Source organism: Mycobacterium hackensackense, assembly GCF_025822555.1.
GTDB classification, from domain to species: Bacteria; Actinomycetota; Actinomycetes; order Mycobacteriales; family Mycobacteriaceae; genus Mycobacterium; species Mycobacterium fluoranthenivorans.
Window position 1 is genome coordinate 984,401 of record NZ_JACKUC010000029.1, and the last position, 26,513, is coordinate 1,010,913.

A 26,513-nucleotide genomic window follows, 5' to 3' on the forward strand; every position below is an offset into this window, starting at 1 on the left:
CGGATTCCGTACGTGTCGGTCTACATCGAAAATGTAAAGGTGAGCCGCAGCTACACCAGGCTGGTCGCCTGCAGCACCAAGGTGGCGTGCTGACGGTCCAGGAACGCATACGCACTGGTCGCCGCAGAAGAGAACCCGTCATCCAGACGCTCCCCTGTCAGGAACGGCCCCTGCGGCACGTCAGCCGACAGTTCTTCCTGCACTTGGGGTTTGCGGCCGGTATCGGTGGGCTCGAACTGGCCGGCCATGGCCTCCACCACGGCGGGCGCCAAGTGCACGACGGCATCGGTCCACTGTGCGGTGGTGTCGCCGCCGGCCGAACCCGACCATTGCACCCAGGCAACCGATTCCGGGACGCCGATCGCCGGGAAAACGGCGGTGAGACCGGCAACGTCGTGCCGGACCTCCAGAGGCGGGGCCGCCGGTGCGGACTGCTCCTGCCCCTTCGAACAGCCGATCGCCGCGACGGCGCAGAGGGCCGTCGCGGCGATCGCGCGTGTGATTCTGACGAGCACAGACGTCAGTAGCGGTAGTGCTCCGGCTTGTACGGGCCGTCGACGTCGACGCCGATGTACTCGGCCTGCTCCTTGGTGAGCTTGGTCAGCGTGCCACCGAGGGCCTCGACGTGGATCTTGGCGACCTTCTCATCGAGGTGCTTGGCCAGCCGGTAGACCTCGTTGTCGTACTCGTCGTTCTTGGTCCACAGTTCGATCTGCGCGATCACCTGGTTGGAGAAGCTGTTGCTCATCACGAACGACGGGTGCCCGGTCGCGTTGCCGAGGTTGAGCAGACGCCCCTCGGACAGCACGATGATCGAGTGGCCGTCGGGGAAGACGAACTCGTCGACCTGCGGCTTGATGTTGATCCGGCGGATATCCGGGTCACGCTCCAGGCGCGCCATCTCGATCTCGTCGTCGAAGTGGCCGATATTGCCCAGGATCGCCTGGTGCTTCATCGAGCGCATGTGCTCCAGGGTGATGATGCCCTGGTTGCCGGTGGCGGTGATGACGATATCGGCCCAGCCGATGGCCTCTTCGACGCTCTTGACCTCGAAACCGTCCATCAGTGCCTGCAGGGCGTTGATGGGGTCGATCTCGGTGACGGCAACACGTGCACCCTGGGCCTTGAGCGCCTCGGCGCAGCCCTTGCCGACGTCACCGTAACCGCAGACCAGGGCGGCCTTGCCGCCGATGAGCACGTCGGTGCCACGGTTGATGCCGTCGATCAGCGAGTGCCGGGTGCCGTACTTGTTGTCGAACTTGCTCTTGGTCACCGAGTCGTTGACGTTGATGGCCGGGAAGGCCAGCTCACCGGCGGCGGCGAACTGATAGAGCCGCAGCACACCGGTGGTGGTCTCCTCGGTGACACCCTTGACCGACTCGGCGATCTTGGTCCACTTGTCCTTCTCGGACTCGTAGCGCTTGCGCACCAGCCCCAGGAAGACCTTCCACTCATCGGAGTCGTCGTCCTCGGTGGGCGGCACGACGCCCGCCTTCTCGTACTGCGCACCGCGCAGCACCAGCATGGTGGCGTCGCCGCCGTCATCGAGAATCATGTTGGCGGGCTCGCCTGGCCAGGTGAGCATCTGCTCGGCGGCCCACCAGTACTCCTCCAGGGTCTCGCCCTTCCAGGCGAACACCGGGGTGCCCTTGGGCTCCTCGGGGGTGCCATGCGGGCCGACGACGACCGCGGCAGCGGCGTGGTCCTGGGTGGAGAAGATGTTGCAGGACGCCCAGCGCACCTCGGCACCGAGCGCCACCAGCGTCTCGATGAGCACGGCGGTCTGGATCGTCATGTGCAGCGATCCCGAGATGCGCGCGCCCTTGAGCGGCAGCACATCGGCGTACTCGCGGCGTAGCGCCATCAGGCCCGGCATCTCGTGCTCAGCCAGGCGGATTTCCTTGCGGCCGAATTCGGCCAGCGACAGATCGGCGACCTTGTAGTCGATGCCGTTGCGGACATCGACCTTCAGCTCGGTCATGTAAGAGCCCCTTTTTTTCGTTCGTCATTGCTGTGAGTGCATGGACGCGTGCCGCGGCGGGCCGCGTGCACACTCCTGCCGGCAACCCGAAGCCTGCGGGCTCGCGGGACAGGCGCTGCGCAATGTTGAACGGCGGCGGCGCTCTGACAGCTAAGGGGTGCCTATAACACCGTATCGTTCGGCGAACGGTGACATGAGGCGGGCCAGGTCACGGGCCACATCGTGGTCGGCTTCCGGCGGCATGGACACGTAACTCATGGCCAGCCGGACGATCGCGCGGGCCAGTACCCCGGCATCCTCGTCACTGGAGCGGATCCAGCTGTTCTGGAAGGTCTCCTGCAGCCGCGCCGAGCAGCGGCTGATGATCGGGCCGCTGCCGATGGTGATGATCTGCAGCAGGTCGGGTTTGGCCGCACCGGTGAGCAGGGAGATGACCAGGGGGTCGGATGCCGACTCGGCGAAGAAGTCCCGGAAGCCCTCCAGGAACGCGTCGTAGACCTGGCCGACGTTGCGGTTGATGGCCTGGGCGACGGCGTCGACCAGGCGGTCGGCCAGTCGCAGCGCATAACCTTCGGCCAGGCCCTGGCGCGATCCGAACTCGTTGTAGATGGTCTGCCTGCTGATACCGGCGGCCCTCGCCACATCGGTGAGGGTGATCGAGGACCAGTCCCGCACCAGCAGCTGTTCGCGCATGCCGTCCAGGATCGAGTCCCGCAGCAGCACACGCGACGCCTCGGCATAGGGCACGCGCTGTGCCGTACGCCGAGGCACCGGGGTGTTCATATGCGCGAGGTTATCGCGACTTGCCGCCCATACGGCGGTCACGACATTCTCTCCCGTCGCTTCGCTCGCCCTTTAACGAGAGACCTCCACCATGTCGAAGTCGGACTTCGCCGCGCCGCAGTCCGGGCAGCTCCAGTCTTCGGGGATGTCGTCCCACCGGGTACCCGGGGCGATACCGTCCTCCGGCCACCCCTTCGCCTCGTCGTACTCGAATCCGCACTGGATGCAGACGTACAACTTGTAGGCCTCACTCACCGCGGACTCCTCACGTCACTTGTTCGAAATCGGGCTTCTCACGTACCGCGCAATCCGGGCAGGTCCAGTCGTCGGGCACCTGCGCCCACACCGTTCCCGCCGGAAAACCCTCCCGCGGGGCGCCTTTGGATTCGTCGTACACGTATCCGCAGCCGGGGCATCGGAACACGCCCACGTTCAGGCCTTCTGCTCGTCGCGCGAGCGCTCGTCACCGGCCCCGTACTTGGCGAGCACCTTGTCCCGCATCCGCGGATGGATGTTGGCGCGGGTGATATCGCCCTCATAGTGCGCCAACACCCGGTGGTCCATGACCTTGCGCCACAGCGGCGGGATGTAGGTCAGTCCGATCATCGAGGCGTAGCCGCTGGGCAGGTTCGGCGCGCCGTCCATGCTGCGCAGAATCTGGTAACGCCGGGTCGGGTTGGCATGGTGATCGCTGTGCCGCTGCAGGTGGTACAGGAACAGGTTGGTCACGATGTGATCGGAGTTCCAGCTGTGCACCGGCGCGCAGCGCTCGTACCGTCCGTTGTCCAGCTTCTGCCGCAGCAGACCGTAGTGCTCGAGGTAGTTCACCGTCTCCAGCAGGGCGAAGCCGTACACCGCCGAGATCAGGATGTACGGGATCAGCGCGAGCCCGAAGATCGCGATCAGAGCGCCGTAGAACACCACCGACATCGCCCAGGCATTGAGCACGTCATTGGAGGGGTGCCACTTGCTCTTACCGGCACGCTCCAGCCGTTTGGCCTCCAGCTCCCAGGACGACTTCAGACTGCCCCAGACGCTGCGCGGCAGGAACTCCCAGAACGTCTCACCGAAGCGGGCCGACGCCGGATCCTCCGGGGTCGCGACGCGCACGTGGTGACCGCGATTGTGCTCGATGTAGAAGTGGCCGTAGCAGGTCTGCGCCAGCGTGATCTTGGACAGCCAGCGTTCCAGCGCATCCTTCTTGTGCCCCATCTCGTGGGCGGTGTTGATCCCGACCCCGCCGAGCACACCCACCGACAGCGCCAGACCGATCTTGGCCGGCCAACCCAATCCACCGTCGAAGCCCAGCCAGCCCAGGTCGGATGCGGTGAACAGATATGCGCCGAAGATGACGCTGGCGTACTGGAACGGGATGTAGATGTAGGTGCAGTAGCGGTAGTACTTGTCGTTCTCCAGCCGCTCCATCACCTCATCGGGCGGGTTCTGCCCGTCGGGGCCGAAGAACCGATCCAGCACCGGCAGCAGGACATAGACCAGGATCGGGCCGACCCAGAACGGGATCTGCGCCGCGGCGTGCCAGCCGGCGTGGTTGAACGCCCACACCACCGGCAGCATCACGAACAGCGCGGTCGGGGCGATCAGGCCCAACAACCAGAGATACCGCTTGCGGTCCCGCCAGTCGGCGGCCTGCACCGGCTGAGGGCTGGCATCTATCTGCGACGTCATCGTCAACTCCTCCTGTGAGTGCCATCACTATTGGAGTTGACTATAGGCCGCATTTTGTCCTACGTCTAGACAAACCACCATGGTTTGTAAAATCGACGGCGTTCAGACCCCCAGCGCCCGCGCGAACCCATCCGGAATGACCAGGTCGGAGGGTTGTAGTTCCTGTACCGAGGACAGGCCCAGCCCCAGCAAGGCGGAGTCGATACCGCCGCGGATGACGTCGAGCACGTTCTCCACCCCGGCCTGCCCGCCGGCGGCCAGGCCCCACAGGTAGGCGCGGCCGAGCATCACGGCGCGGGCACCCAGCGCGACTGCCTTCACCACATCGCTGCCCCGACGGACACCGCCGTCCAGCACGATCTCGACTTCGGCACCGACGGCCTCGGCGATCGCCGGCAGGGCACGGATCGACGCGGGGGTGCCGTCCAGGTTGTTCCCGCCGTGGTTGGAGACCGAGATCGCGGTGACGCCGGCATCGACGGCCCGGCGGGCGTCATCCACCCGCATGACGCCCTTGAGCATGAACGGCCCACCCCAGCGCTCACGCAGCCACGCGATATCCGCCCAGGTGGGCAACGGGGTCTGCATCCACTCGCCGTACGCGCCGAAGAACGTCGGTGCCGTGGCCCCGGGCTCGGCCAGGTTGGGCGCGGTCAGGTCCGGCACCCGGCCGGTGCGGGCGAAGTCGAGCAGCCAGCGCGGCCGCAGCAGACCTTCCGGCGCGAACCGGGCCATGGCCCGCAGATCCATCTTCTCCGGGATCTTCGGGCTACCCCAGTCCCGGCCGTGCGAGAACGACCAGTCGGTGGTCATGATCAGCCCGACGGCACCCGCCGCGCGGGCACGCTCCATCCGAGCTTCGAGCTGATCGCGGGTACCGGTCCAGTACATCTGGAAGAAGGTCTGCGGGTTGGCCGCGGTCACCTGCTCTATCGCCTTGCTCGCGAAGGACGACAGGCTCATCGCCGTGCCGCGGGCCGCGGCGGCACGGGCCACCGCCACCTCCCCGTCGGGGTGCACGGCCTGCACACCGGTCGGTGAGATGAACACCGGCAGTGAAATCGCCTGTCCCATCACCGTGGTCGCGAGGTCACGTTTACTGGACAAACCCGCCACATGGGGCGCGAATCCGAGCTCGCCGAACGCGGCGGTGTTGTCGGACACCGTGGTGCCCTTCTCGGACCCGGCCAGCAGCGCGCTGTACACACTCTTGGGCAGTCGTTTGGCGGCCCGGCGCTGCGCCTCGGCCACCGTCTCGAACCATGCCATGGTTACCTCCTTAGAGCAGTTCACTGACGGGGTTGACGTCACACACCCGCTTGGGCTTCTTGAGCACCGTCAACGGCAACGACCGGGAGTGGTCGACGGCCGGGCGGGGTATGGCGCGGTCGGCGCTCAGCGCCGATTCCCCATACCCCTGAACGCATTCGGGGTCCGGGCCGTCCATCGGCAATCCGGTGAAGAACTTGGCCGCCATGCAGCCGCCGCGGCAGCTGTCGAAGTGCGCACAGGACGCGCAGGCACCGCCGGTGGTGGGGCTGCGCAGTTCGGCGAACAGTTCGGAATGCTTCCAGACGGTGTCGAAACCGCCGTCACGCACCACGTTTCCGGCCAGGAACTTGTCGTGGATGGCGAACGGGCAGGCGTACACGTCGCCGACGGGATCGATCAGGCACACCACCCGGCCCGCACCGCACAGGTTCAGTCCAGGTAGCGCACCACCGAAGGCCGACAGATGGAAAAACGAATCCCCGGTAAGAACACCGTCACCGCGGGCGACCAGCCAGTCGTAGAGGCGGCGCTGCTGGGCGGCGGTGGGGTGCAGTTCGTCCCACACGTCTGCGCCGCGGCCGGAGGGCCGTAGCCGGGTGATGCGTAGGGTCGCTCCGAAACGATCCGCCAGCGCCTTGAATTCATCGAGCTGCTCCACGTTGTGCCGGGTGACGACGACCGAGATCTTGGCGTCCCGGAAACCCGCGTCCTTGAGGTTCTGTAACGCACGCACCGCCATGTCGAAGGATCCGCGCCCGCGGACCGCGTCGTTGACCTCCGCGGTCGCGCCGTCCAACGAGATCTGAACGTCGACGTAGTCGCTCGCGGCCAACCGGGCCGCGACGGCGGGGGTGATCCGCACGCCGTTGGTGGAGAACTTCACCCCGACGTGGTGGGCGGTGGCGTAGTCGACCAGCTCCCAGAAGTCCGACCGCACAGTCGGTTCGCCGCCGCCGATGTTCACGTAGAACACCTGCATGCGCTCGAGCTCGTCGATGATGTCCTTGCACTGCTGCGTACTCAGCTCACGCGGGTCCCGCTTGCCCGACGAGGACAGGCAGTGCACGCACGCCAGGTTGCAGGCGTAGGTCAGCTCCCAGGTCAGGCAGATGGGGGCGTCCAGGCCGAGTTCGAACTGGTCACTCAACGTGACGGCATGCACGGTCATGGCCGCACCAGCATCTGCGACCGGGCCAGCGCGGCAAGCGCTTTGGTGTAGGGACCGGAATCCTGCACGCCGGCGGCGCGCAGCGCGGCCGTCGCACTCGGATGCTGAGGCAGGGCCTGCACCACCTCGACCACCGTACGGTTCTTCAGGAACGACAGCTTGCGGGTGCCGAAGTGGTACAGCAGCGCGCCGAACGGCTCGGGGCGGACGGCCACCTGCGGGTGCAGCCGCCACGGGCTGTCCGGATCGAAGTCCATGTTCAGTACACTCCGCACATACCATCGATGAAGACCTCTTCCACAAGGGTCTCCTCGACGAGCGCGGTTGCCGTCGCGCTGTTTTCAGTGGCGTCATGGGTGGGCATCGGAACCTCCAGGGCTGTGATGGACACCACTCACGCTAGGTGACGCGGCCGCCGCGCAACACTGGCCGGACGGGCAGTTGAGCACCCATCCGGTCAGCTCACGATTGCGACCGGTTGGCGCGGGTGCACACATGACGTTCACGAATAGCGTTGTCCACCATGACAGTTGCACTACTGGAACCGGCTCTGGTCAATCCCCTGGCGCCGACCTCAGGTGGCACCTGGCATGGCGACGGGGTTCTGGTCCGCCGCCGCACCGGCCGGCACCATCCGCATGACGCCGTGTGCACGCCGCGGTTCTGTATGGACCGCCGCGAGGGTGTGCTGGCGGTGGAGCACGATCTCACCCCGGACGAACTGTCCGACGAACTCGCGGTGCTGCTGACCGAGGAGCTCGGCACCCGGTTGCGCGGCCGGCCGGAGTTCGAACAGGTCTTCACCGGAGTGGTGCGCTCCACCGTCGAGGGCGGTCTGGCGGCCTGGCTGCAGTTCTACCGCAATTCGATCGGCGCACTCGAGCAGGGCCGGACGGCGTTCGCGCCCATCCACACCAGGGCCGCCGGACTGGCCGTCGGAGAGCGGTTGATCGATCTCGGCTCCTGCTTCGGATTCTTCCCACTGCGCATGCAGCGCTTGGGTTTCGACGTCCTGGCGACAGATCTGAGTGCCCCGACCATGGATCTGCTGCATCAGGTGAGCCGGCCCCTGCACCGCAGGGTGCGGACCCTGGCCTGCGACGCCGCGCACGTCCCCGTAGCCGACGGCGCGGCCGACACCGTCACCGCGTTGCATCTGCTGGAGCACCTGGACCCGGTAACCGGTGAACAGGTTCTGGCCGAAGCTCTGCGACTGGCACGCCGTCGCGTGGTGGTGGCGGTGCCGTTCGAGGACGAACCACAGGCCTGCTACGGGCATATCCGCCGATTCGACACCGCAGCGCTGACTCGGCTCGGGGCGCGATTTCCCGGGGTGCGTGCCACCGTCACCGAGTTCCACGGTGGCTGGCTGGTACTCGACCGGGACTAACACACCGGAATCGTGAAGGTGAACGTGCTGCCGCGGCCGAGTCCCGCGCTGGCAGCGGTGAGGTGGCCGCCTTGCGCCTCGACGAACGCCTTGGCGATGGCCAAGCCGATCCCCGCTCCCCCGTGCTCACGATCGCGCGCCGCGTCGACGCGATGGAACCGCTCGAAGATCCGATCCAGATGTTCGGCGGGGATCCCGTCGCCGGTATCCGACACCGACACCGTCACGGCGTCGAGGTGCCGCCGCGCCGCGATCCGTACCCGATCGCCACTGTGATTGTGACGCAACGCATTATTGAGGAGATTCGTCAAGACCTGTCCGATGCGTTCGGGATCGCCGCTGGCCTCGGGCAGGTCGGCCGCGATCTCCGACGAGAGGTCGATACCCTTCCCGCGGTATTGCGGTTCGAACGACACCACCGCGTTGGCGATCAGTTCCCCGACCCGAACCGGGCGCACCTCGATGGCGTTCGGGCTCTGCTCCGCGTTGAACAACGCACCGACATCGGCGCTGAAGCGGGTGAGCCGGCGGGTCTGATCGCGCAGCACGCCCATCGTGTCGGCATCGAGGGTCTGCACACCGTCTTCGAGTGCTTCGAAGTAGGCCTCCAGCACCGCCACCGGTGTCCGGATCTCATGGGCCAGGTCGGCGAGCATCTGGCGCCGGGTGCGGTCGACGTCGCCCAGGCGTTGCGCCATCGTCGTGAAGGCGGCCGCGATCTCGTCGAATTCCTTTCCCAAACCGGCCGGTGACACCCGGACCTCGTAGTGACCGTCGGCGACCGCCGTTGCCGCGTGGGCCAGTTCGGAGGCCGAGCGGTACACGCGCCGACTGAGATACCAGCTCAGGCTCAGTGCGGCCACCGCCGACACCGCGAGTGCGGTGCCCACCGACACCGTCGTCGCGCGTTCGAATGCGCGCTGGTACGGATGATCGGTGGCGCTGCCGGGTTGGACGGCCCTATCCATCAGCCGCTGGAACATCGGCGGCCCGACGAGCATCGCCACCACGATGGTCGTCGCGATACTGGCCACGACCACAACGGAATTGGCCGCCAGCAGCCGGGTGCGGATACCGAAGCGGGCACCGTGTCCGGCGGTAGCCATCAGCCCTTCCCCATCCGGTAACCGACACCACGCACCGTGCTGACGAACCGCGGCTGCGCGGGATCGTCACCCAACTTGCGACGCAGATGGCCGACGTGGACGTCGACGATGTTGTCGTTGCCCACCCAGTTGCCGCCCCATACCGCCTCGATGAGCTGCCGGCGTCCCATCACCAGCCCGGGCCGGGCGGACAGTGCGGCCAGAATGTCGAACTCCGTTCGTGTCAAAAGGATTTCGGATCCGTCGACGTGCACCTCCCGGCTGGCCGGATCGACGCGCAGTGCACCGATCTCCCGCGGCGGGTGTTCCGGGCCGACGTCCCTTCCGCGGTTGTCTCGGCGCGGCCGGCGCAGCATCGCCTGGATCCGGGCCACCAGCTCGCGTGGGCTGAACGGCTTGGTCACGTAATCGTCGGCGCCGACCGACAGACCCACCACCGTGTCGACCTCGGTGTCCCGCGCCGTCAACATCACGACGTAGGCATCCGAGAAGGTCCGCAACTGACGGCAGACCTCGAAACCGTCCATCCCCGGCAGACCGACATCGAGCACGACCACGTCGGGGTCGACGTGGCGGGCCTGTGACAACCCCGCCGGACCGTCGTGCGCCGTGTGCACCTCGAAACCGTTCTTGACCAGGTAGCTCCCCACCACGGTGGTCAGCGGCACCTCATCGTCGACGATCAACGCGCGCAGCGTCACGGTGCCGGCAGTATCTGACATTCCTTCATGATGCCCCGCCCGTCTGCGCAGGTACGCCGATAACCCCGGCCTCGGGACGACCTACATCAAATCTTCAGAAAGCGATTAATGAACCGTCGTGAAGTCCCGGCAGGTTGAGAGTCACCGGGAACGCGATGTGCGGCCCCCCAAGCGATTAGGAATCCCTCATGAAGCACAACACCCTTGTTCGCCGCTTCGGCTGGCTGCTCCTCGGTGCCGCAGGTGCCGCCATCGCGCTGGCACCGCTCGCCGGCGCCGACACCGACCCACTGGTCCCCTACGGGACGAACCCGCAGGTGCCTTATCTGGTCGGGCTGCACTCGTCCAATCACGACGAGCTCGACACCACGCAGGGTCGACTCGACCTGCCGTTCTGAATGCCTTCCGCTGACGCCGCCGCCACGAAAGGGCAGTCTTAAACACATGACGCAGGAGAACGAGCCGGGTTTGCGCCTCAATCGTCGCGATGCCCTCATCGGCCTGGCCGCTGTCACGGGGGTGGCAGCGGCCGGTGTCGGCGGCGTGGCTGTCGCCTCGGACTGGCTGGGGCCGCCCCGCCTCACGGCGTCCCGTTTCGCCGACCGGTTCGAACAGCTCTACGGCCGGCACGACGGCTTCCGCCGCAACCACGCCAAAGGGGTGGCCGCCGCCGGTACCTTCGCCAGCTCCGGGGCCGGTAGTGAGGTGTCCAAAGCGTCGGTCTTCGCCAGCGGAACCTCACCGGTGGTCGCCCGGTTCTCCCTGTCGGGCAGCCTGCCCGACGTTGCCGACGATCCGGCCACCGTGCGCGGGCTGGGCGTGATGTTCCAGCTGCGTGACGGCCAGCAGTGGCGCTCCGCCATGGTCAACATCCCCGTCTTCCCGGTCAGCACGCCACAGGCGTTCTTCGAGCAACTACTCGCCGCCAAACCGGACCCCGCCACCAAGAAGCCCAACCCCGCCGCCATGGCCGCGTTCCTGGCCGCACACCCCGAGTCGGCCGCAGCGATGAAGATCATCAAGGCCGCACCGCCGACCGCGGGTTTCGCCGACAGCACGTTCCGCAGCCTCAACGCGTTCCTGGCCGCCGACGGCAACGGACGAACCACCCCGATCCGGTGGTCGCTGGTGCCCCGCCAGCCCGCCGATCCACCCGGCCCGGGCGGCAACGCCCACGACAAGCTGTTCGACGCTCTCGTCGAGCAGGCCGGCCGCGGACCGCTGTCCTGGCGGCTGGTTCTGACGATGGGCGCGCCCGGCGACCCGACACACGACGCGACCCTGCCCTGGCCGGCCGACCGGCGCACCATCGAAGCGGGCGTGCTCACCATCGATCATCTGCTCACCGAGGCGCCCGGAAATGCGCGGGACATCAATTTCGACCCGACCGTGCTGCCCGACGGCCTGGCCGTCAGCGACGACCCGTTGCCGCGCGCCCGGTCCGCGGTGTACGCACAGTCGTTCAACCGGCGCGCCCGAGAACCCAAGTCGCCCAGCGAGATCAACGTCGAACAGGTGATCCACGATGAGCACTGACTCCCCGGCCAAGTTCACCCTGCTATCCCGGCTGCTGCACTGGGCCATGGCGGCGATGGTGATCGTGCAGTTCTTTGTCGGCATCACCATGGTCGCCGCACTCACCTACTACCCGCTGCTGCTGGCCATCCACCGGCCGTTGGGCATCGCGATCCTCGTCTTCGCCGTCGTCCGGTTGATCAACCGGCTCACCCACCGGCCACCGCCCTTCCTGAAGACGATGGGCCGCGCCGAGCGCAAGGTCGCGACCTATTCGGAGTATCTGCTCTACGCCTTGCTCTTAGCGCAACCTCTGGTCGGCTGGGCCATGTTGTCCGCCGCCGATTCACCGATCACGATCCTCGGGCCGCTGCACCTGCCCGGTATCGCACCACACGGCATCGCGCTGTACGCCTTCCTGCGCACCACGCACACCGTGCTGGCCTATCTGCTGTTCGCCGCGTTCACGGCCCACATCTGCGCCGTCACGTTCCACACCGTCGGGCTGCGGGACGGACTGCTGAGCCGAATGACGCTCTGGCCCAGCCGGACCGCGCGCGAGGGGGAACTCCCATGACCTCGTTCGATGTGCTGCTCGAACCGGAGCGTTCCCAGCTCGAGGCGTTCATCGAGGACTACCGGTCAGCCATCGAGCGCACCCTCGACGGCCTCACCGAGGAGCAGGCCCGTCGCCGGCTCGTCACCTCGGCGACGACGCTGCTCGGCTTGCTCAAGCACGTCACCTGGATGCAGCGGGTGTGGTTCGAGCAGTGTGTCGGTGGTACGTCGCGACGTGAACTCGGCCTGGTGGCCAGTGTGGACGAGTCCTTCCTGCTCGCCGACGACGACACCGTCGCCTCCGTCACGGCGGCCCACCGGCAGGCCTGCAAAACCGCCCGTGCCATGGTCGCAGGCATGTCCCTGGACACCGTGGTGACCGGCCATGACGCCGGACCGCGCACACTACGCTGGGTGTTCCTGCAGGTCCTGCGCGAACTGGCACACCACTGCGGGCACGCCGACATCCTGCGCGAGCAGGTGCTCGCGGACTGAGAAACGTCGACTACAACGTCATCGCACGGCGAATCCACCATTGGGCGTGCACGGTGAACGGGTGACCCGCGGCGGGGTCGAACGTCTCCACGGCCCGTTGGAGCCCTGCACCGCCGGCGATGAGCAAATCGAGAAAGGCCACCCCGGCACCGGTGCGGCTCTTCGCCTCCGCCATGACAAGGTAGCGGTACGGCCTTTCCGGCGCGGTCACGTCGTCCTCTCCACGGCGGTACGCCCGCCACGACTCCACGGTTGCGAGGTAGTCAGCGTCCCGGATGGCCTGCCTCAGGTTCGCGGCTTCGGCCGCGGTCCAGCCGAATTCAGCGGGGTCCTCCACACCACTCACCCCATCGACGGTACCCCGCTCGATGAGTGAGATCCCTAGATGAGCCCGCGCTTGCTGGCCGCGTACACCGCCTCGGCCCGGCGGCTGACCTGCAGCTTGCGCATGATGTTGCTGACGTGGAACTTGGCGGTGGTCGCCGAGATGAACAGCTTCTCGCCGATCTTGTTGTTGGACAACCCCGTTGCCAGCAGCCGCAACACCTCCAACTCCCGGTCGGTGAGCTGCTCGCGCGCTTCGGCGCGACCGTTGAGCGACCGCACCACCGCCGCGGCACTACGCGAGTCGAATGCGCTCTCCCCCGCCGAGATCGCCCGGATGGCCCGCACCAACTCCGTGGTGTCGACATCCTTGACGACATAACCGCGCGCCCCGGCATGCACCGCACGCACCACCAGATCCTCATCGAGGAACGTGGTGAGGACCAACAGGCCGATCTGCGGGTGGGCGGCCGACAGCTTGGCGCACAACGACAGTCCCTCGAAATCCGAACCCGCCGACAGTTTCAGGTCCAGCAGCACCACGTCCGGTCGCGCCGCCACCACCATGGTCTCGGCCTCGTGTTCACTGGAGGCCTCACCGACCACCACGAGATCCTCCTCGCGTTCCAGCACCGACCGCAGTCCCTGCCGCAGAATCCGGTGGTCATCGACCAGCGCCAGCCGGATGGCCTGGGTTCTGGTCTGCGTGTTCACCGTCATCGCGGTACTCCTTCGGTTCGGGCCCTGGGTATGGTCGCGGCGACGCGCACCCCGCCGATACGGGAACGCTGGACCACGAACGTGCCGCCGTGCTCACGGCAGCGGGCGAGCATATTGGCCAAGCCGCGGTGATGGCCGTCGACGTCGGTGGCGCCGGCCATCCGCAGCATGAGGCGCATCTTGTCCGGGTCACCGGTACCGTCGTCGGAGACCGAAAGGGACACGGTCGACGGCCGGTACCGCAGTCGCACGATCGCCCGGGTGGCGCGGCCGTGCATGGCCGTGTTGAACAGGGCCTCCCCTGCCACCCGCAGCAGGGCGTGTTCGATCTCGCCGGGCAATTCGACCACTGCCCCTTCTACTTTCAAGGTGACGTGCAGGTCTTCGGGCATGTGCACGGTGGCCAGTTGCTCCATCAGATCGGGCAGGGTGGACCGGCCGGCATCACCCGGCTGGTTGAGCGTGTAGATGGCCGACCGCAGCTGCTCGGTGGCCGAGCGGGTCAACGTCTTGGCCGTGTGCAGCCGCTCGATGAGTTCGGGCGATCCGTTACCGGCCTGGATCTCGCTGCGGCACACCTCGATCTGCATACCGGCCGACAGCACCGTCTGGGCCACACTGTCGTGCAGCTCTCGGGCTATCCGGTGGCGCTCCGAGTCGAGCACCTGATGTTGTTGGGCCGCACCGAGTTCACGCTGTGTGGCCAGCAACTCGGCGTTGCGCGCCTCGGACTCCGCGAGCAGCGTCTGCGCGCGCTGGAACAACTCGCAGTTGTGCAGGGCCACGGCGGTCTGGCTCGACAGGATGCGCATGACGGTCTCATCCGTGCCGTCCAGCGTCCGATCGGTCGGCGTCCAGGCGGCGAACGCACCGATCACGCCGCCGTCCAGTTCGATCGGCACATGCGCGTGGTGCGGTTCGATGACCGGTAACCGGAACTGCGCCAACTGTCCGCGCAGGATGTCGTTGAGCCGGTTGAGCACCGCGTCGGGCAGGTGCGGCTCCGGATTCTTTGCCCCGGAGAGCCCTTCGAAGGAGTAGGCCTCACCGTCGGCGTCCAGGATGAGATGCCGCGGGCGGGCCTCCGGCAGGGCGCCGTCGGCGAGCGCGATGAGCACCCACTGCGCCCCGAGATGGCTGCGTGCCGCTTCGGCCACCGCACGGACGAGTTTCTCCGGGCCGTTGACGGTTTGTACGAGTGCGCGCGAGATCGCATCGAGAGCGGCGATGACGCGTTCGGTGCGCAGGGCCGCGACCCGGAACTCGGGGTAGAACGTGCCCTTGCCGGACCGTACCCCGGTGAGCCGCTCCAGATCCGGCGCCGGCCGCCGCAGCGGCCCGTGATGAGAGGTGGCGGTCACTGTGCGGATCTCACAATGCCGTCCTCACAGCGCGGCCCGGAACAGGGCCCGCAACTGGGCCTCGTCAGCGGCTCTCGGGTTGGTGGTCAGGCAGGCGTCGGCCATCGCATTGCGGGCCAGGACCGGCACATCGTCCTCACGCACGCCCAGTTCGGCCAGCCCGCGCGGGACGCCCACCTGCCGGGCCAGGTCCTGCAGCCGATCGGCCAGGGCCAGCGCGGATTCCAGATCGGGGGCACGCTTGTCGGCGATCCCCAGGCAGGCGGCGATGGTGGCGAACGGCGCGGGATCCGCCTCGGCGTTGAAGCGCACCACATGCGGCAGCAACACCCCGTTGATCACCCCGTGCGGCAGGTCGAGCAGCCCGCCCACTTGATGGCTCATCGCATGCGCGGCGCCCAGGATGGCATTGGTGAAGGCCAGCCCGGCCTCCAACGCGGCCTGCGCCATCAACACCCGGGCCGGCATGTCCTGCGGCCGTTCGATGGTGGTCACCAGATTCTCGGTCACCATGACCACCGAGCGCAGCGCATGGTGGTCGGTGAGCTGGTTGTGGCCGAGTGAGACGAACGCCTCGATTCCGTGCGTGAGGGCATCCAATCCCGTTGCCGCGTTGAGCCATTCGGGCATCGTGGTCAGCAGTCTCGGGTCGATGACGGTGATATCGGGCACCAGCGCCCGGCCCAGGATGGTGATCTTGGTGTTGCGCGTGGTGTCGGTGACGATGCAGAACTGGGAGACGTCGGCACCCGTACCCGAGGTCGACGGGAGCACCACCAGCGGTGGAATGGGCATGGTCGCCTTGTCCACACCGGCGTAGTCCAGGATGTCTCCGCCATTGGCGGCCAGGATGGCGATGCCCTTCGCCGCGTCGATCACCGAACCGCCGCCCAGGGCGATCAGCACATCGCAGCCGCGCGAGCGGTAGAACTCGTGGCCCGCGGTGATCTCGTGGTCCTTGGGGTTTGGCGTCAGCGCACTCCATCCCTGGGCCTGCACCCCTTGGTCCCGGAGATGGCCGACGAGTTCGTCGACCCAGCCGGCTTCGATGAGCCCGGGATCGGTGACCAGCAGGGGCCGCAGTCCGCCGAGACGCAACGCGGCGTGCGCCGCTTCGGCCATCGAGTCGAGGCCGAACACGATCTCCGGGGCGTGGAATTTCAGCAGCCGGCTGGGCAGCCCATCACCCCGGGTGGTCGGTACCGACAGCGATACTCCCGACGCTCCCGTCGCTTCGGGCTGTGCGAACTGCGCTATCACCTCGCGCGCTCCCTGCTGTGTGATCCACGTAACACTCCCTACCCTACGTCGGCATACGGGTGGAACCAATGTGCAGGTGGGCAGGCGCCGACCTACCCGATCGGGCAGGTCATGCGGGGGCAAACCGGGTCAGGACAGGGCGTTCGCCAATTCGGCCGCCCGTGCGGCGAGACCTTCGGCGTCACTGGCGACGACGACTTTGTCGCATATCTGCGCGTAGTCGGGCATGGCGCAGGTGGCCTGCGCCCAATAGCGCTGCGGTTCCGGGGTCACCCAGGCCAGCCGGTGCACGCGCCGGCGCAGCGCCCGGAGCCGGTCGACGCCGGGCGGCAAACCGCCGCTGCGGCCGTCGCCGACGATCAACACCGCGGTGCGCGAATCCAGGGCATCGGCCTGACCACCCAGCATCTCGCCGAACACCTGTCCGTAGTCGCTGCTGGCCTGCAGATCCAGTTGCGCCTCGGCCAGCACGGCGGCCAGCGCGTCGTCACCTCCGGCGCGCAGCAGGACCTCGGTGACGTCGACGGGGCGGTCCACGAAGGCCATCACCCGACAGCGGTGGGCACGCCGGTGCATGGCCTGAGCCAGCCGCAGGGTGAAGGCGGTGACCGGCCGCACCGACAGCGAGACGTCGGCGATCACCAGCAGCCGAATCCGGTCCGGCAACGGCGTACGCATCACCAGGTGGAACGGGACACCGTCGGTGCGCAGGCCGGCGCGGCTGGTGCGACGCATGTCCAGCCGGCCCCGGCCGTGCTCCCGGGGCCTGGGCCGGCGCGCCCCGCGCATCCGGCGCAGCACCTCATGGCAGGCCAGATCGATGTCGGCGGCCAGACCGGTATCCGTCGGTGCACCCGAACCGTCGGGCTCGGCGCTGAGCCCGGCGCGTTCGGCCAGCGCCGCGACGAACCCCTCGACCGCCTGCGTCAGCTGGTGCAATTGTTCGGCCGTCAGCGGGTCTCCGGCGTCCCCGCCATACGTCCGGCCGGGGTCGTAGGTGTCCAGCCAGGCCAGGATGGAGTCGGGATCGTCGAAGCTCAACGAACCGGCCACCACCGGTCCCACGGAATCGGCGAGATCACCGGCCGCGCACGAGGCGGCCCGGTCCACCTCCACCGTGTAGCGGACGCCGCGACGACCCTCATCGGCCTCGGCGGATACCGTCAGCTCGTTGTCGGCCCCCGTCACGCTGTAGTCGTCATCGTCTTTGTGTGGGTTGAAACCCTTGTCGGCCTCCGGGGTGTCGAAGTGATCGCCCACCTCCGCGGCCCGCTCGTTGTACTCGGCGTACCGGCCCACCTCCGCGTCGTCGTAGATATCGAGGTGGTCGGGCAGGCCCGAGCCGGTGTGAGCACGGCTCGGGCCTGCCTCGTGCTGCGGCTGCGCCGGCGCCGAGGCACCGAACATCGCGTCGAAGGCACGATCGAAACCTCGTTGTTCACGACCGTATTTCGCGCAGGTGGCCCGCAGCGCGGCCCGCAGCGCCGCGTGGTCGGAGGCACCGAGCAGGCCGAGAACCCGACGTACCTCGATCACCTCGGCAGGGGAGGTGGCCACCCCGGATCTGCGCAGCAGCTGCCCGAACGCCGCTGCGACAGCGTCGAGCAGCTGCGCCGGTGTCATCGCTTGCCGCTCTTACCAGCCCGGCTGTGCCCGCCACCCCGGCTGTGCTCGTTCCCGCCACCCCGCCCGTGCCCGTTCCCACCACCCCGCCCGCGGAACGTCGCGGTCGTGGTGTTGGCGGGCCGCGATGCCACCGTGACCCGCTCCGGCGTGGCGGTGTCGGTCGGCACCTCGGGCGCGGAGGCCAAGTGCCGCAACGCGATATCGCGATCGCTGGTGAACTTCACCAGCGCCGACAACAGGAGCGCATCGTCGTGGGTGCCGAGGATCGCGGCCGCCCGGGCCACGTCGATCACCTCGGAGATGGACGGACTCTTGCGCAACGGAAGCTCACGCAGGGTCCGGGCCAGCTCCACGACTCCGGCGACAACCGCCGGTTCCACCTGCGGGGCGCGCACCCCGACGATCGCCCGTTCCCGTTGCGGGGTGGGGAAATCGAGGTGGTAGTGCAGGCACCGACGTTTCAGCGCAGCGGACAACTCCCTGGTGTCATTGGACGTCAGCACCACCCACGGCACCGAACGTGCGACGAACGTGCCGATCTCGGGGATGGTCACTTGGCGCTCGGCAAGCACCTCCAGCAGTAACGCCTCCATCGCCTCCTCGGTGCGGTCGACCTCGTCGATCAGCAGCACCACCGGTTGCTCGGAGAGCACCGACTCCAGCAGTGGCCGCACCGACAGGAACGCCTCCGAGTACAGTCCGAAGTCACGCTCGGACAGATACCGGGAGGCCTCCTCGACATCGCCGATGTCCTTGGTGGAGGCGGTGATCCGGTCGCGCAGCATCTGCACGTGCAGCAGTTGCTTGGCGTAGTCCCACTCATAGAGCACCCGGTTGTCGTCGAGGCCCTCGTAGCACTGCAGTCGGATCAGCCGACGGCCGCTCGCGGCGGCGAGCGCCTTGGCCAGTTCGGTCTTGCCGACCCCGGCCGGTCCCTCCAACAGCAGCGGGCGATCCAGCGCCGTCGCCAAATGCACCACGGTGGCCAGATCGTCATCGGCGATATAGTCCTGCTCGCGCAACGCTTCCGCCAGATCGCCTGCACTGGAATAGGTGACGAGCTCATCAAGGTTGTGGACCGGCACAGCGGTCATCTCAATCTCCTGGTCTGGCGATTTGTGCACGTTCAGCGGCGAACTGCGCCGCTGAACGTGCACAAATCGCTGCCTAGTAGGACTCGTTGATCGCGTGCCCGACGACCGGGACCATCGATTCCACGGTGACCTCGCGCGGGTTGCCGGGCGTGCACCAGTCGCCCTGGATGTGCTCGGAGATGGCCAGCACGGTCTTGTCGTCGCCCAAGATGCGCTCGCCCTTGCCGGCGTACTTGCCCGTGTTCATCCGGTTCTTCGCGTAGGAGTCCGTGCGCACCTGGGAGAAGTTGTCCGGGATGCCGACATCCTGGGACAGCCGGATGGCCGCCTCAACCGCGGCGTCGGCCGCCTGCACGGTGGTCATGTTGCGGGTGTCCACGCCCATGGCGGTGGCCAACTGCGCGTAGCGCTCGTAACGCGAGGGCAGGTTGTACTCCCACACCCGCGGCAGCGCGATGGCGTTGTTGAGCCCGTGATGGCTGTCGAAGAACGCCGAGACCGCGTGACTGATCGAGTGCACGATGCCCAGTCCGCCGGAGTTGAACGCCTGCCCGGCGATGTACTGCGCGTTCATCATGCCTTCGCGGGCCTTCAGGTTGCGCGGTTCGAACACCGCCTCACGCAGATGCTTGGCCACGAGTTCCACTGAGTACAGGGCATTTCCGAGCGACGGCGCGAAATCCAGCCGCGACACGTACGGCTCGCTGCCGTGCGCCAGCACGTCGAAGCCGCAGTAGGCGGTGAAGTGCTGGGGGCAGGTGTAGTACAGCAGCGGATCGTCGATGGCCAGGGTCACGATGGTCGCCTCGTCGAAGCCGACCCACTTGTGCGGGTGCTCCATATCGGAGGTGTCGGTGATGACGTAGGCCCACGAGGTCTCCGAACCGGTCCCGGCTGTCGTGGATACCGCGATATGCGGCGGGTTCTGCTTGTTGGTGGACTTGGCGAAGCCCTCGAACTCGTTGATGTTGCGGCCGTCGTGGGCGATCACCACGCGGGCGCCCTTGGCGGCGTCGTGGCTGGAGCCGCCGCCGATGGAGATGATGCTGTCGCACTTCTCCTGCTGGTAGAGGGCGGCGGCCTCCATGACGTTGTAGTCCTTGGGATTGGACTCCACCTTGTCGTAGAGCACGACCTCGACGCCCTGGTACTCGATCTTGCCGGTGAGTTCCTCGATGATGCCCGAGCCACGCAGGCCGGTGGTCATCAGCAGGGTGCGCTTGAAGCCGAGGTTGCGGGCCTCCACCCCGATGATGTCGTGGGCGCCGACACCGAGCAGCGCGCGCGGGAACGGATGGAACTCCTTGATGGGGAAATCCCAAATCTGGTTCAGCTCAATGGCCATTGGATTCAACTCCTCGCGGTTGGCGACGGACTTTTGCGTCCGTGCACCTACCGTGGACCCGCGTGGCCCGCGTCACAATGGGTTACGCGCAGTACCCGCCGACCGGACCCGAGGAACTACCCGATCAGGCAGGCGTCGAGGCACGCCGACAAGTCAGGCCGACGGCACCCGTGGGCCTGGGTGGCCGGGCGTGAACAAGCCGGGTGTGAACAGGCCGCCGCTACTCGGCGGCGGCGTCGGTCGTCTTGACCGTCTGGCCGATGATCTTGGCGGGCACGCCGCCGACGATGACCCCCGGCGGGATGTCACGGGTGACGACCGCATTTGCGCCGATGACCACGTTGTCACCGATGGTCACGCCCATCAGGATGGTGGCCTTGGCGCCCACCCAGACGTTCTCACCGACGATGATCGGTGCCGCGTCGCGTGGGCGGAAATGGAACGGGACATCGTTGTCGGCGCCCACGTGGGTGTTGTCGTGGACGGACACGCATTCGGCGAACTGTGAATTCGCACCGATGACGATCTTGTCGTGCACCGACAGCGTGACCTTGGGGGCGAACCGCACATTGTCACCGACGATGAGTTCGCCTTCGATACGCCAGTCGTTGTGGCGATCGATGAACAGCGATTTGCAACCCCGGATCTTGGCGCCCGGCTGGACATGGAGGTGAAAGCCGCGCCCGATCCAGAACGGCGGGGCCTGCATATCCTTGACGCGCAACCGCAGATTGATCCACCGCAGCAACGCCGTGAATTTCGTGGGGGTGAAACGCCTCAGCTGTCGCGCCAGTCCGCCGCTCGCGGGCTCCGTGGGAATCACAGCGGGGATTCTACCGGTCGTACCGCCGCGGCGGTCAATGCCATTGTGGACGCCATTGTCGTCGCCATTGCCGTCCTCACCGGGGGATTCCCACCGTCGAACGGAACAGTGCCGTGGGCACCTCGGCCACCACTCGGATCGGACCGTCGTCGGCCGAAACCCACGCAGCACTGCCCTGTTCGAGTTTCACCGAATCCGATCCGGTGCTCACGATGGCGGCACCTCGCGAACACAACAGGATCTGCGGCCCGTCATGGTGGGATGTCACCTCGACCTCCCGACTGAGGTCCTCGCCGTCGAATGACAGCACCGACACCGCGAACTCCTCGGCGGGTGTGACGTAGTCACGCTCGAACCCGTCCTGCTGGACCGGCGGCAGCAGACGCTCCTCGGTCACCGGCTCGAAGTCCAGCACCCGCAACAGCTCCGGTACGTCGACGTGCTTGGGCGTGAGGCCACCACGTAACACGTTGTCGGAGTTGGCCATCACCTCCACACCCACCCCGCGCAGGTAGGCGTGCAGATTGCCGGCCGCGAGGTAGATCGCCTGGCCCGGCTCCAGGTGCACCCGATTGAGCAGCATCGAGGCCAGCACACCGGCATCACCGGGGTACCGCTCGCCGAGTTCGAGCAGGGCCTTGGCCACCGGCGCGAATTCCGTTGCACCAGAACGTACATAATTGATGGCACCGTCGATGACGGCAGGAACCAGGACATCGAGGTCGGGTTGCGGCGCGGTGATCCACGTGGTGAACAGCGCCCGCAGGCCGTCGGCGTCCGACTGGTCCTTCAGCAGCTCGATGTACGGTTCGAGGTCAGGGACCGCCAGCGCCCGCATGAGTTCCATTGTGCGTGCGACCGGACGGAATCCGGCCAAGGCCTCGAACGGTTCGAGCGCGACGATCAATTCCGGCTTGTGGCTGCGATCCCGGTAGTTGCGCACTGCCGACGACAGCGGGACACCCTGCCGGTCCTCACGCTCGAAACCCTCGATCGCCTGCTTCGTGCTCGGATGGGCCTGGAGTGACAACGGCTCGTCGGCCGCGAGCACTTTGACCAGGAAGGGCAAGGCGTCTCCGAACCGGGCGCGCACCACCGAGCCGAGCTGACGCTCGGGGTCGGCGGCGATCACCTCCAGCAGAGATCGTTGGCCCTCGGGGTATTCCACCCACGCCGGATCAGCCGGGTGCGCGCCGAGCCACAACTCTGCCTCTGGATGCGCGGTGGGCGCCGGACGACCCGTGAACTCGGCGATCGCCGTCCGCGACCCCCACGCGTAGGTCCGTATCGCTCCGCGTAACAACTGCACTTGGTCCTCGGCCCTTCCGTATTCGTACCTGCGGCCTTCTCAGCCCCGTGTGAGTCGAAGATAAACAGCAGCCATCTCCAGTCGCACCGCCAATGTCGCCAACTGCTGCTCGGGCCGGCCGGGGTCGACGGGCGCCGCGAGAGCATCGGGTACGTCCTGCGCACCCACCAGGGCGAGGTCGGGGTGGTGACCGCCGACGCGGGCCGTCACCGCGGCCCGCTCGGCGGCCAGCGTCAACACCAGCACCCGCCAGCGGTCTGGCAGCGGTCCGTCCAGTTCCTCGTCGTGGAAGAGTGCCGCCATGTCGTCGGGGGCGGTGGCGACGCCGGCACCCGAATGCAGTGCGGCCAGGGCGTCGGACAATCCGGCCGCGGCGATCACCCGGTGCCCCACCCGCAGCAGGACGGCGCTGACATGGCGGGCCAGCACCAGCGTGGCGGGATTGTCGCCCGTGAGCACCGTATTGCGGTCGGCCAGACGGTCGGCCAGCGTTTTGGCGGCATTGGTGAAGACCTCGCGGCCTGCGCTGTTGCGCAACGCCTCGGCGTCGAGCTCGTCGGCCAGAGCCGTGAGGTCGACCTGCACCGCAGGGTCGATGTGGTGCAGGGTCGCCAGGCCCACGGCCAGATAACGGCACAGGCCGAACTCCGGGGGCACCCACAACCGCGGCTCGAGCACGACTGCCCGGCCCCCCGCCGCCTCGCCGAGTGGCCCTTCGTAGGGTGCGGCCAGCACCACCCGCGCACCCCGTCGGACACCGGTCGACACCGCGGTGGCCAGCACCGGATCACCCGGATCGTCACCCGCGACGACGAGGACGTCCAGCGGTCCGATCCAGGGCGGCACCGCGGGAGCGATCACGATCGGTTCGGCGGCCGTCCCGGCTGTAAGTGCCGCCAGCAGGGCGCCCGCCGGCTCGGCGGCGCCACGGCCGGCAACCCAGATCAGTGAGCGTGGACGCTCGGTACCCAACCTGTCGAGCGCGCCCTCGTCGACGGCCGATGCCGTCGCGCGCACCTGCGCCCCCGCCATCGATGCCGCACGCAACAGACCCTCGCGGTCGGCACCGATCAATCCCTCGGTGTCGTCGAGATCTATCGTGGCGGCCCGCGAGGTCACGGCACCGACTCGCTTTCCGGTGGCGCGCCGCCGCCGTGCACCGCAGCGGCGATCAACGCGGCCACTTCCTCGACGACCTCGTCGACTTCCTCGGCCGTGCGAGCCTCGACATTGAGCCGCAGCAGCGGCTCGGTGTTGGAGGTGCGCAGGTTGAACCAACGGCCGTCACCGATGTCGACGGTGACCCCGTCGAGATGGTCGATCGAATTGATGCGGCTGCCGAAGGCGGTGAGCACCGACTCGACGACGGCGGGGGCATCGCTGACGGTGAAGTTGATCTCCCCGGATGCCTCGTAGCGCTGATAGTCGGCCATCAGCTCCGACAGCGGGCGCTGCTGCTCCCCCAGCGCGGCGAGCACATGCAGGGCCGCCAGCATCCCGGAGTCGGCACCCCAGAAGTCCCGGAAGTAATAGTGCGCCGAGTGCTCGCCGCCGAAAATGGCGCCGGTGTCGGCCATCAGCGCCTTGATATACGAGTGCCCGACGCGGGAGCGCACCGCGGTGCCGCCGCGTTCGACGATCAGCTCGGGGACCGCGCGCGAGGTGATGAGGTTGTAGATGACCGTCGCACCGATCTCACGGCCGAGCTCGCGACCGGCGACCAGCGCGGTCACCGCCGACGGCGACACGGCGGCGCCTCGTTCGTCGACCACGAAACACCGGTCCGCGTCACCGTCGAAAGCCAGTCCGATATCGGCCCCGGTGGCGAGGACATGTGCCTGCAGATCGACCAGGTTGGCCGGGTCCAGCGGGTTGGCTTCATGGTTCGGGAAGGTGCCGTCGAGTTCGAAGAACAGCGGCAGCACCGTCACGCCGGGGATCGCGCCGAGAACCGCCGGTGTGGTGTGGCCACCCATGCCGTTACCCGCGTCGACCGCGACACGCAGCGGGCGAAGTTCGGACAGGTCGACCAACGACCGCAGGAACGCGCCGTAATCGGCGAGGACGTCGCGGTCGGTCACCGTGCCCGGCTGCCCGTCGTATCCGGGTACGCCGTCGATGACCTCGGCGCTGATGGTGGCCAGCCCGGTGTCCTTCCCGACCGGCTTGGCGCCGGCCCGGCACAGCTTGATGCCGTTGTAGGCGGCCGGGTTGTGGCTGGCGGTGAACATGGCGCCGGGGCAGTCCAGCAGTCCGGACGCGAAGTACAGCTGATCGGTCGAGGCCAGCCCGATCCGGACCACGTCCAAACCCTGCGCCGTGACACCTTCGGCGAACGCATCGGCCAGCGACGGTGAGCTACTGCGCATATCGTGGCCGATCACCACCTGGGTGACGGGGCGCTTCAGCCCGCCGGGTCCGGCCTCGTCGCGCACCAACCGTGCGAAGGCACCGCCGACATCGCGGACGAACGCCTCGTCGATCTGCTCACCCACCAGCCCGCGAACGTCATAGGCCTTGATCACAGCGTTGACTGCGGCGGCGGGCCGAGGCATGGCTGTCCTCGCTCTCTGGATCGACCGGACGTGGGAAAAGATGACTCGGCAGCCAGCCTAGTGGCTCACGAATTCCGCCGCCGGAGGTCCCGCCACCCAGCTGAATGTTCTATTCCGTACCGGTGTCGGGCGGGTCGGGTAGCACCCGCAAATGCCCGCGCCGGCGGCCGTTGGATTCCGGTCGGCGCACCGGCGGGGCGATCAGCGCACCCCCCGGAAGTCCCGTCGACGGGTCCGAGAAACCGGCGGTCACGCCGTTCACCAACGAGGGCAGACCGTCGTTGCGTTCACGCACCGCGTCGGCCAGCGCCACCAGATCGTCCTCGTCGGGATGCGAGGGCAACGGTCCGGCGTGCCGGACCAGTTCCCAGCCGCGTGGTGCGGTGATACGTCCGGCGTGCACGACGCACAGATCCCACGAGTGCGGCTCCGACACGGTCGCCAGGGGTCCGACGACAGCTGTCGAGTCCGAATAGACGAAGGTCAGCGTCGCCACGGCGTAGTGCGGGCACCCGGGCCTGCAGCAGCGACGGGGAACATTCACGTTGCGAAGATTATCGTGCGGAAACGTCGCGGGCATACGGACACGCGCAGTGCGACGAGGGCCGATCTCCAACCGTTACCATCTGTCACGTGGCTCAGCGCAACCCTCGCGGATCACGCCGCGGCCGCGAAATGCGCGGGCCGTTGCTCCCGCCTACCGTGCCGGGCTGGCGCAGTCGGGCAGAGCGATTCGACATGGCCGTGCTGGAAGCCTACGAACCGATCGAACGCCGCTGGCATGACCGGGTGGCCACCCTCGATGTGGCGGTCGACGAGATTCCCCGCATCGCACCCAAGGATCCCGAGAGTGTGCAGTGGCCCCCGGAGGTGGTCGCCGACGGTCCCATCGCCCTGGCGCGCCTGATCCCCGCCGGCGTGGATGTGCGCGGCAACTCCACCCGCGCACGAATTGTGTTGTTCCGCAAGCCAATAGAACGCCGTGCCAAAGACAGGGACGAGCTGTCGGATCTTCTTCATGAAGTACTGGTGGCCCAGGTGGCCACCTATCTGGGTGTCGAACCGTCGGTCATCGATCCCTCGATCGACGACGACTAGCCCGCAACGCAGAACGGCTCAGCCGTGAGGCCGAGCCGTTCTGATACCCGGGTCGCTACGCTCGCGCCCGCCGGACCTGTCAGATGATGCCGCGCTTGAGGCGGCGCCGTTCTCGTTCTGACAAGCCACCCCAGATACCGAACCGCTCATCGTTGGCCAGTGCGTACTCCAGGCAACGGTCGCGCACCTCACAGCCCAAGCAGATGCGCTTGGCCTCCCGAGTGGAGCCGCCCTTCTCCGGGAAGAAGGCCTCAGGGTCGGTTTGCGCGCACAAGGCACGCTCCTGCCACTGATCGTCTTCCTCATCGGTCGCGGCCGCATCGAAATCCATCCGTTCCGGCAC

At 67.5% G+C, this 26,513-nt stretch carries 32 protein-coding genes; 7 read left to right on the forward strand and 25 right to left on the reverse strand.

Annotation, left to right across the window (positions count from 1 at the left end):
- Nucleotides 1-50: 50 nt before the first annotated feature.
- From H7J86_RS07770 to mftA, 10 genes are all read right to left on the reverse strand, one after another.
- Nucleotides 51-515, reverse strand: a complete 465-nt coding sequence (locus tag H7J86_RS07770) for a hypothetical protein (RefSeq protein WP_267290257.1) — start codon at nucleotides 513-515, stop codon at nucleotides 51-53.
- 5 nt (nucleotides 516-520) lie between these two features.
- Complete coding sequence (ahcY, locus tag H7J86_RS07775; protein ID WP_090355792.1) at nucleotides 521-1,981, reverse strand: adenosylhomocysteinase; 1,461 nt, start codon at nucleotides 1,979-1,981, stop codon at nucleotides 521-523.
- 150 nt (nucleotides 1,982-2,131) lie between these two features.
- The gene (alkX, locus tag H7J86_RS07780) at nucleotides 2,132-2,764 is read right to left on the reverse strand and encodes a TetR family transcriptional regulator AlkX (RefSeq protein ID WP_090355795.1); all 633 of its coding nucleotides are present in this window, start codon (nucleotides 2,762-2,764) and stop codon (nucleotides 2,132-2,134) included.
- A gap of 72 nt (nucleotides 2,765-2,836) precedes the next feature.
- Nucleotides 2,837-3,019 (reverse strand): rubredoxin, encoded by a 183-nt coding sequence (locus H7J86_RS07785; RefSeq protein WP_267290259.1) that lies wholly within the window; start codon nucleotides 3,017-3,019, stop codon nucleotides 2,837-2,839.
- Between the two features lie 10 nt (nucleotides 3,020-3,029).
- Nucleotides 3,030-3,194, reverse strand: a complete 165-nt coding sequence (locus H7J86_RS07790) for a rubredoxin (RefSeq protein ID WP_090355799.1) — start codon at nucleotides 3,192-3,194, stop codon at nucleotides 3,030-3,032.
- A gap of 2 nt (nucleotides 3,195-3,196) precedes the next feature.
- Complete coding sequence (locus H7J86_RS07795) at nucleotides 3,197-4,450, reverse strand: alkane 1-monooxygenase (RefSeq protein WP_090355801.1); 1,254 nt, start codon at nucleotides 4,448-4,450, stop codon at nucleotides 3,197-3,199.
- Nucleotides 4,451-4,552: 102 nt separating this feature from the next.
- The gene (gene mftD / locus H7J86_RS07800; RefSeq protein WP_090355803.1) at nucleotides 4,553-5,719 is read right to left on the reverse strand and encodes a pre-mycofactocin synthase MftD; all 1,167 of its coding nucleotides are present in this window, start codon (nucleotides 5,717-5,719) and stop codon (nucleotides 4,553-4,555) included.
- 10 nt (nucleotides 5,720-5,729) lie between these two features.
- A complete protein-coding gene (gene mftC / locus H7J86_RS07805) occupies nucleotides 5,730-6,890 on the reverse strand; it encodes a mycofactocin radical SAM maturase (RefSeq protein ID WP_090355805.1) in 1,161 nt (386 codons plus the stop codon).
- Complete coding sequence (gene mftB, locus H7J86_RS07810; RefSeq protein ID WP_187098613.1) at nucleotides 6,887-7,147, reverse strand: mycofactocin biosynthesis chaperone MftB; 261 nt, start codon at nucleotides 7,145-7,147, stop codon at nucleotides 6,887-6,889. Before mftB ends, mftC begins: the two co-directional genes overlap by 4 nt.
- A 2-nt stretch (nucleotides 7,148-7,149) precedes the next feature.
- Complete coding sequence (gene mftA / locus H7J86_RS07815; RefSeq protein WP_090356266.1) at nucleotides 7,150-7,254, reverse strand: mycofactocin precursor MftA; 105 nt, start codon at nucleotides 7,252-7,254, stop codon at nucleotides 7,150-7,152.
- A gap of 159 nt (nucleotides 7,255-7,413) precedes the next feature.
- On the opposite strand from mftA, the gene mftM reads away from it, so the two are divergent.
- Entirely contained in the window at nucleotides 7,414-8,280 is an 867-nt protein-coding gene (gene mftM / locus H7J86_RS07820) for a mycofactocin oligosaccharide methyltransferase MftM (RefSeq protein ID WP_090355808.1), read from the forward strand.
- Here mftM and H7J86_RS07825 read toward each other — a convergent pair.
- The gene (locus H7J86_RS07825; protein ID WP_267290260.1) at nucleotides 8,277-9,386 is read right to left on the reverse strand and encodes a sensor histidine kinase; all 1,110 of its coding nucleotides are present in this window, start codon (nucleotides 9,384-9,386) and stop codon (nucleotides 8,277-8,279) included. The genes mftM and H7J86_RS07825 overlap by 4 nt on opposite strands.
- The gene (locus H7J86_RS07830) at nucleotides 9,386-10,108 is read right to left on the reverse strand and encodes a response regulator transcription factor (protein WP_187098610.1); all 723 of its coding nucleotides are present in this window, start codon (nucleotides 10,106-10,108) and stop codon (nucleotides 9,386-9,388) included. Before H7J86_RS07830 ends, H7J86_RS07825 begins: the two co-directional genes overlap by 1 nt.
- Before the next feature lie 167 nt (nucleotides 10,109-10,275).
- Between H7J86_RS07830 and H7J86_RS07835 the strand changes: the two genes are divergently transcribed.
- From H7J86_RS07835 to H7J86_RS07850, 4 genes are read left to right on the forward strand one after another with little or no spacing between them, the layout of a single operon-like run.
- The gene (locus H7J86_RS07835) at nucleotides 10,276-10,485 is read left to right on the forward strand and encodes a hypothetical protein (RefSeq protein WP_187098609.1); all 210 of its coding nucleotides are present in this window, start codon (nucleotides 10,276-10,278) and stop codon (nucleotides 10,483-10,485) included.
- Nucleotides 10,486-10,531: 46 nt separating this feature from the next.
- Nucleotides 10,532-11,623 (forward strand): catalase family peroxidase, encoded by a 1,092-nt coding sequence (locus H7J86_RS07840; RefSeq protein WP_267290262.1) that lies wholly within the window; start codon nucleotides 10,532-10,534, stop codon nucleotides 11,621-11,623.
- Nucleotides 11,613-12,179: a cytochrome b gene (locus H7J86_RS07845; protein WP_267290264.1), complete on the forward strand. Its 567-nt coding sequence runs from the start codon at nucleotides 11,613-11,615 to the stop codon at nucleotides 12,177-12,179. The genes H7J86_RS07840 and H7J86_RS07845 overlap by 11 nt, the downstream gene beginning before the upstream one ends.
- Nucleotides 12,176-12,655: a DinB family protein gene (locus H7J86_RS07850; protein ID WP_267290266.1), complete on the forward strand. Its 480-nt coding sequence runs from the start codon at nucleotides 12,176-12,178 to the stop codon at nucleotides 12,653-12,655. The genes H7J86_RS07845 and H7J86_RS07850 overlap by 4 nt, the downstream gene beginning before the upstream one ends.
- A gap of 10 nt (nucleotides 12,656-12,665) precedes the next feature.
- On the opposite strand, the gene H7J86_RS07855 is transcribed toward H7J86_RS07850, so the two are convergent.
- The 7 genes from H7J86_RS07855 to mdo form a co-directional block, all read right to left on the reverse strand.
- The gene (locus tag H7J86_RS07855) at nucleotides 12,666-13,001 is read right to left on the reverse strand and encodes a sigma factor (RefSeq protein ID WP_267290268.1); all 336 of its coding nucleotides are present in this window, start codon (nucleotides 12,999-13,001) and stop codon (nucleotides 12,666-12,668) included.
- Nucleotides 13,002-13,036: 35 nt separating this feature from the next.
- Nucleotides 13,037-13,699 carry a MadR family response regulator transcription factor gene (locus H7J86_RS07860; protein ID WP_267290270.1) on the reverse strand — a complete coding sequence of 221 codons (663 nt, stop codon included), beginning with the start codon at nucleotides 13,697-13,699 and terminating at the stop codon, nucleotides 13,037-13,039.
- A complete protein-coding gene (locus H7J86_RS07865) occupies nucleotides 13,696-15,033 on the reverse strand; it encodes a MadS family sensor histidine kinase (RefSeq protein WP_276065156.1) in 1,338 nt (445 codons plus the stop codon). The genes H7J86_RS07860 and H7J86_RS07865 overlap by 4 nt, the downstream gene beginning before the upstream one ends.
- A gap of 51 nt (nucleotides 15,034-15,084) precedes the next feature.
- Entirely contained in the window at nucleotides 15,085-16,269 is a 1,185-nt protein-coding gene (locus H7J86_RS07870; RefSeq protein ID WP_267290634.1) for an iron-containing alcohol dehydrogenase, read from the reverse strand.
- Nucleotides 16,270-16,449: 180 nt separating this feature from the next.
- Nucleotides 16,450-17,943 (reverse strand): MadC family VWA domain-containing protein, encoded by a 1,494-nt coding sequence (gene madC / locus H7J86_RS07875; protein ID WP_267290272.1) that lies wholly within the window; start codon nucleotides 17,941-17,943, stop codon nucleotides 16,450-16,452.
- A complete protein-coding gene (locus tag H7J86_RS07880; RefSeq protein ID WP_267290274.1) occupies nucleotides 17,940-19,040 on the reverse strand; it encodes a MadB family AAA-type ATPase in 1,101 nt (366 codons plus the stop codon). Before H7J86_RS07880 ends, madC begins: the two co-directional genes overlap by 4 nt.
- A gap of 73 nt (nucleotides 19,041-19,113) precedes the next feature.
- Nucleotides 19,114-20,385, reverse strand: coding sequence for an NDMA-dependent methanol dehydrogenase (gene mdo, locus H7J86_RS07885; protein ID WP_167157462.1), 1,272 nt, complete (start codon nucleotides 20,383-20,385; stop codon nucleotides 19,114-19,116).
- Nucleotides 20,386-20,447: 62 nt separating this feature from the next.
- Here mdo and H7J86_RS07890 point away from each other — a divergent pair, with 62 nt between their 5' ends.
- The gene (locus H7J86_RS07890; protein WP_267290276.1) at nucleotides 20,448-20,579 is read left to right on the forward strand and encodes a hypothetical protein; all 132 of its coding nucleotides are present in this window, start codon (nucleotides 20,448-20,450) and stop codon (nucleotides 20,577-20,579) included.
- Between the two features lie 26 nt (nucleotides 20,580-20,605).
- Here the strand turns inward: H7J86_RS07890 and H7J86_RS07895 are convergent, their stop codons facing one another.
- From H7J86_RS07895 to H7J86_RS07915, 5 genes are all read right to left on the reverse strand, one after another.
- Nucleotides 20,606-21,208: an acyltransferase gene (locus tag H7J86_RS07895; protein WP_235632773.1), complete on the reverse strand. Its 603-nt coding sequence runs from the start codon at nucleotides 21,206-21,208 to the stop codon at nucleotides 20,606-20,608.
- Between the two features lie 76 nt (nucleotides 21,209-21,284).
- The gene (gene manA / locus H7J86_RS07900; protein ID WP_267290278.1) at nucleotides 21,285-22,517 is read right to left on the reverse strand and encodes a mannose-6-phosphate isomerase, class I; all 1,233 of its coding nucleotides are present in this window, start codon (nucleotides 22,515-22,517) and stop codon (nucleotides 21,285-21,287) included.
- Between the two features lie 39 nt (nucleotides 22,518-22,556).
- On the reverse strand, nucleotides 22,557-23,636 hold the full coding sequence (locus tag H7J86_RS07905) for a TobH protein (protein ID WP_267290280.1): 1,080 nt from the start codon (nucleotides 23,634-23,636) through the stop codon (nucleotides 22,557-22,559).
- Complete coding sequence (locus H7J86_RS07910) at nucleotides 23,633-25,072, reverse strand: phosphomannomutase/phosphoglucomutase (RefSeq protein WP_267290282.1); 1,440 nt, start codon at nucleotides 25,070-25,072, stop codon at nucleotides 23,633-23,635. The genes H7J86_RS07905 and H7J86_RS07910 overlap by 4 nt, the downstream gene beginning before the upstream one ends.
- A gap of 109 nt (nucleotides 25,073-25,181) precedes the next feature.
- Nucleotides 25,182-25,616, reverse strand: a complete 435-nt coding sequence (locus tag H7J86_RS07915; RefSeq protein ID WP_090356282.1) for a DUF3499 domain-containing protein — start codon at nucleotides 25,614-25,616, stop codon at nucleotides 25,182-25,184.
- A gap of 131 nt (nucleotides 25,617-25,747) precedes the next feature.
- On the opposite strand from H7J86_RS07915, the gene H7J86_RS07920 reads away from it, so the two are divergent.
- On the forward strand, nucleotides 25,748-26,170 hold the full coding sequence (locus tag H7J86_RS07920; protein ID WP_090355842.1) for a metallopeptidase family protein: 423 nt from the start codon (nucleotides 25,748-25,750) through the stop codon (nucleotides 26,168-26,170).
- A gap of 79 nt (nucleotides 26,171-26,249) precedes the next feature.
- On the opposite strand, the gene H7J86_RS07925 is transcribed toward H7J86_RS07920, so the two are convergent.
- A complete protein-coding gene (locus tag H7J86_RS07925; RefSeq protein ID WP_170847195.1) occupies nucleotides 26,250-26,501 on the reverse strand; it encodes a WhiB family transcriptional regulator in 252 nt (83 codons plus the stop codon).
- Nucleotides 26,502-26,513 lie beyond the last annotated feature (12 nt).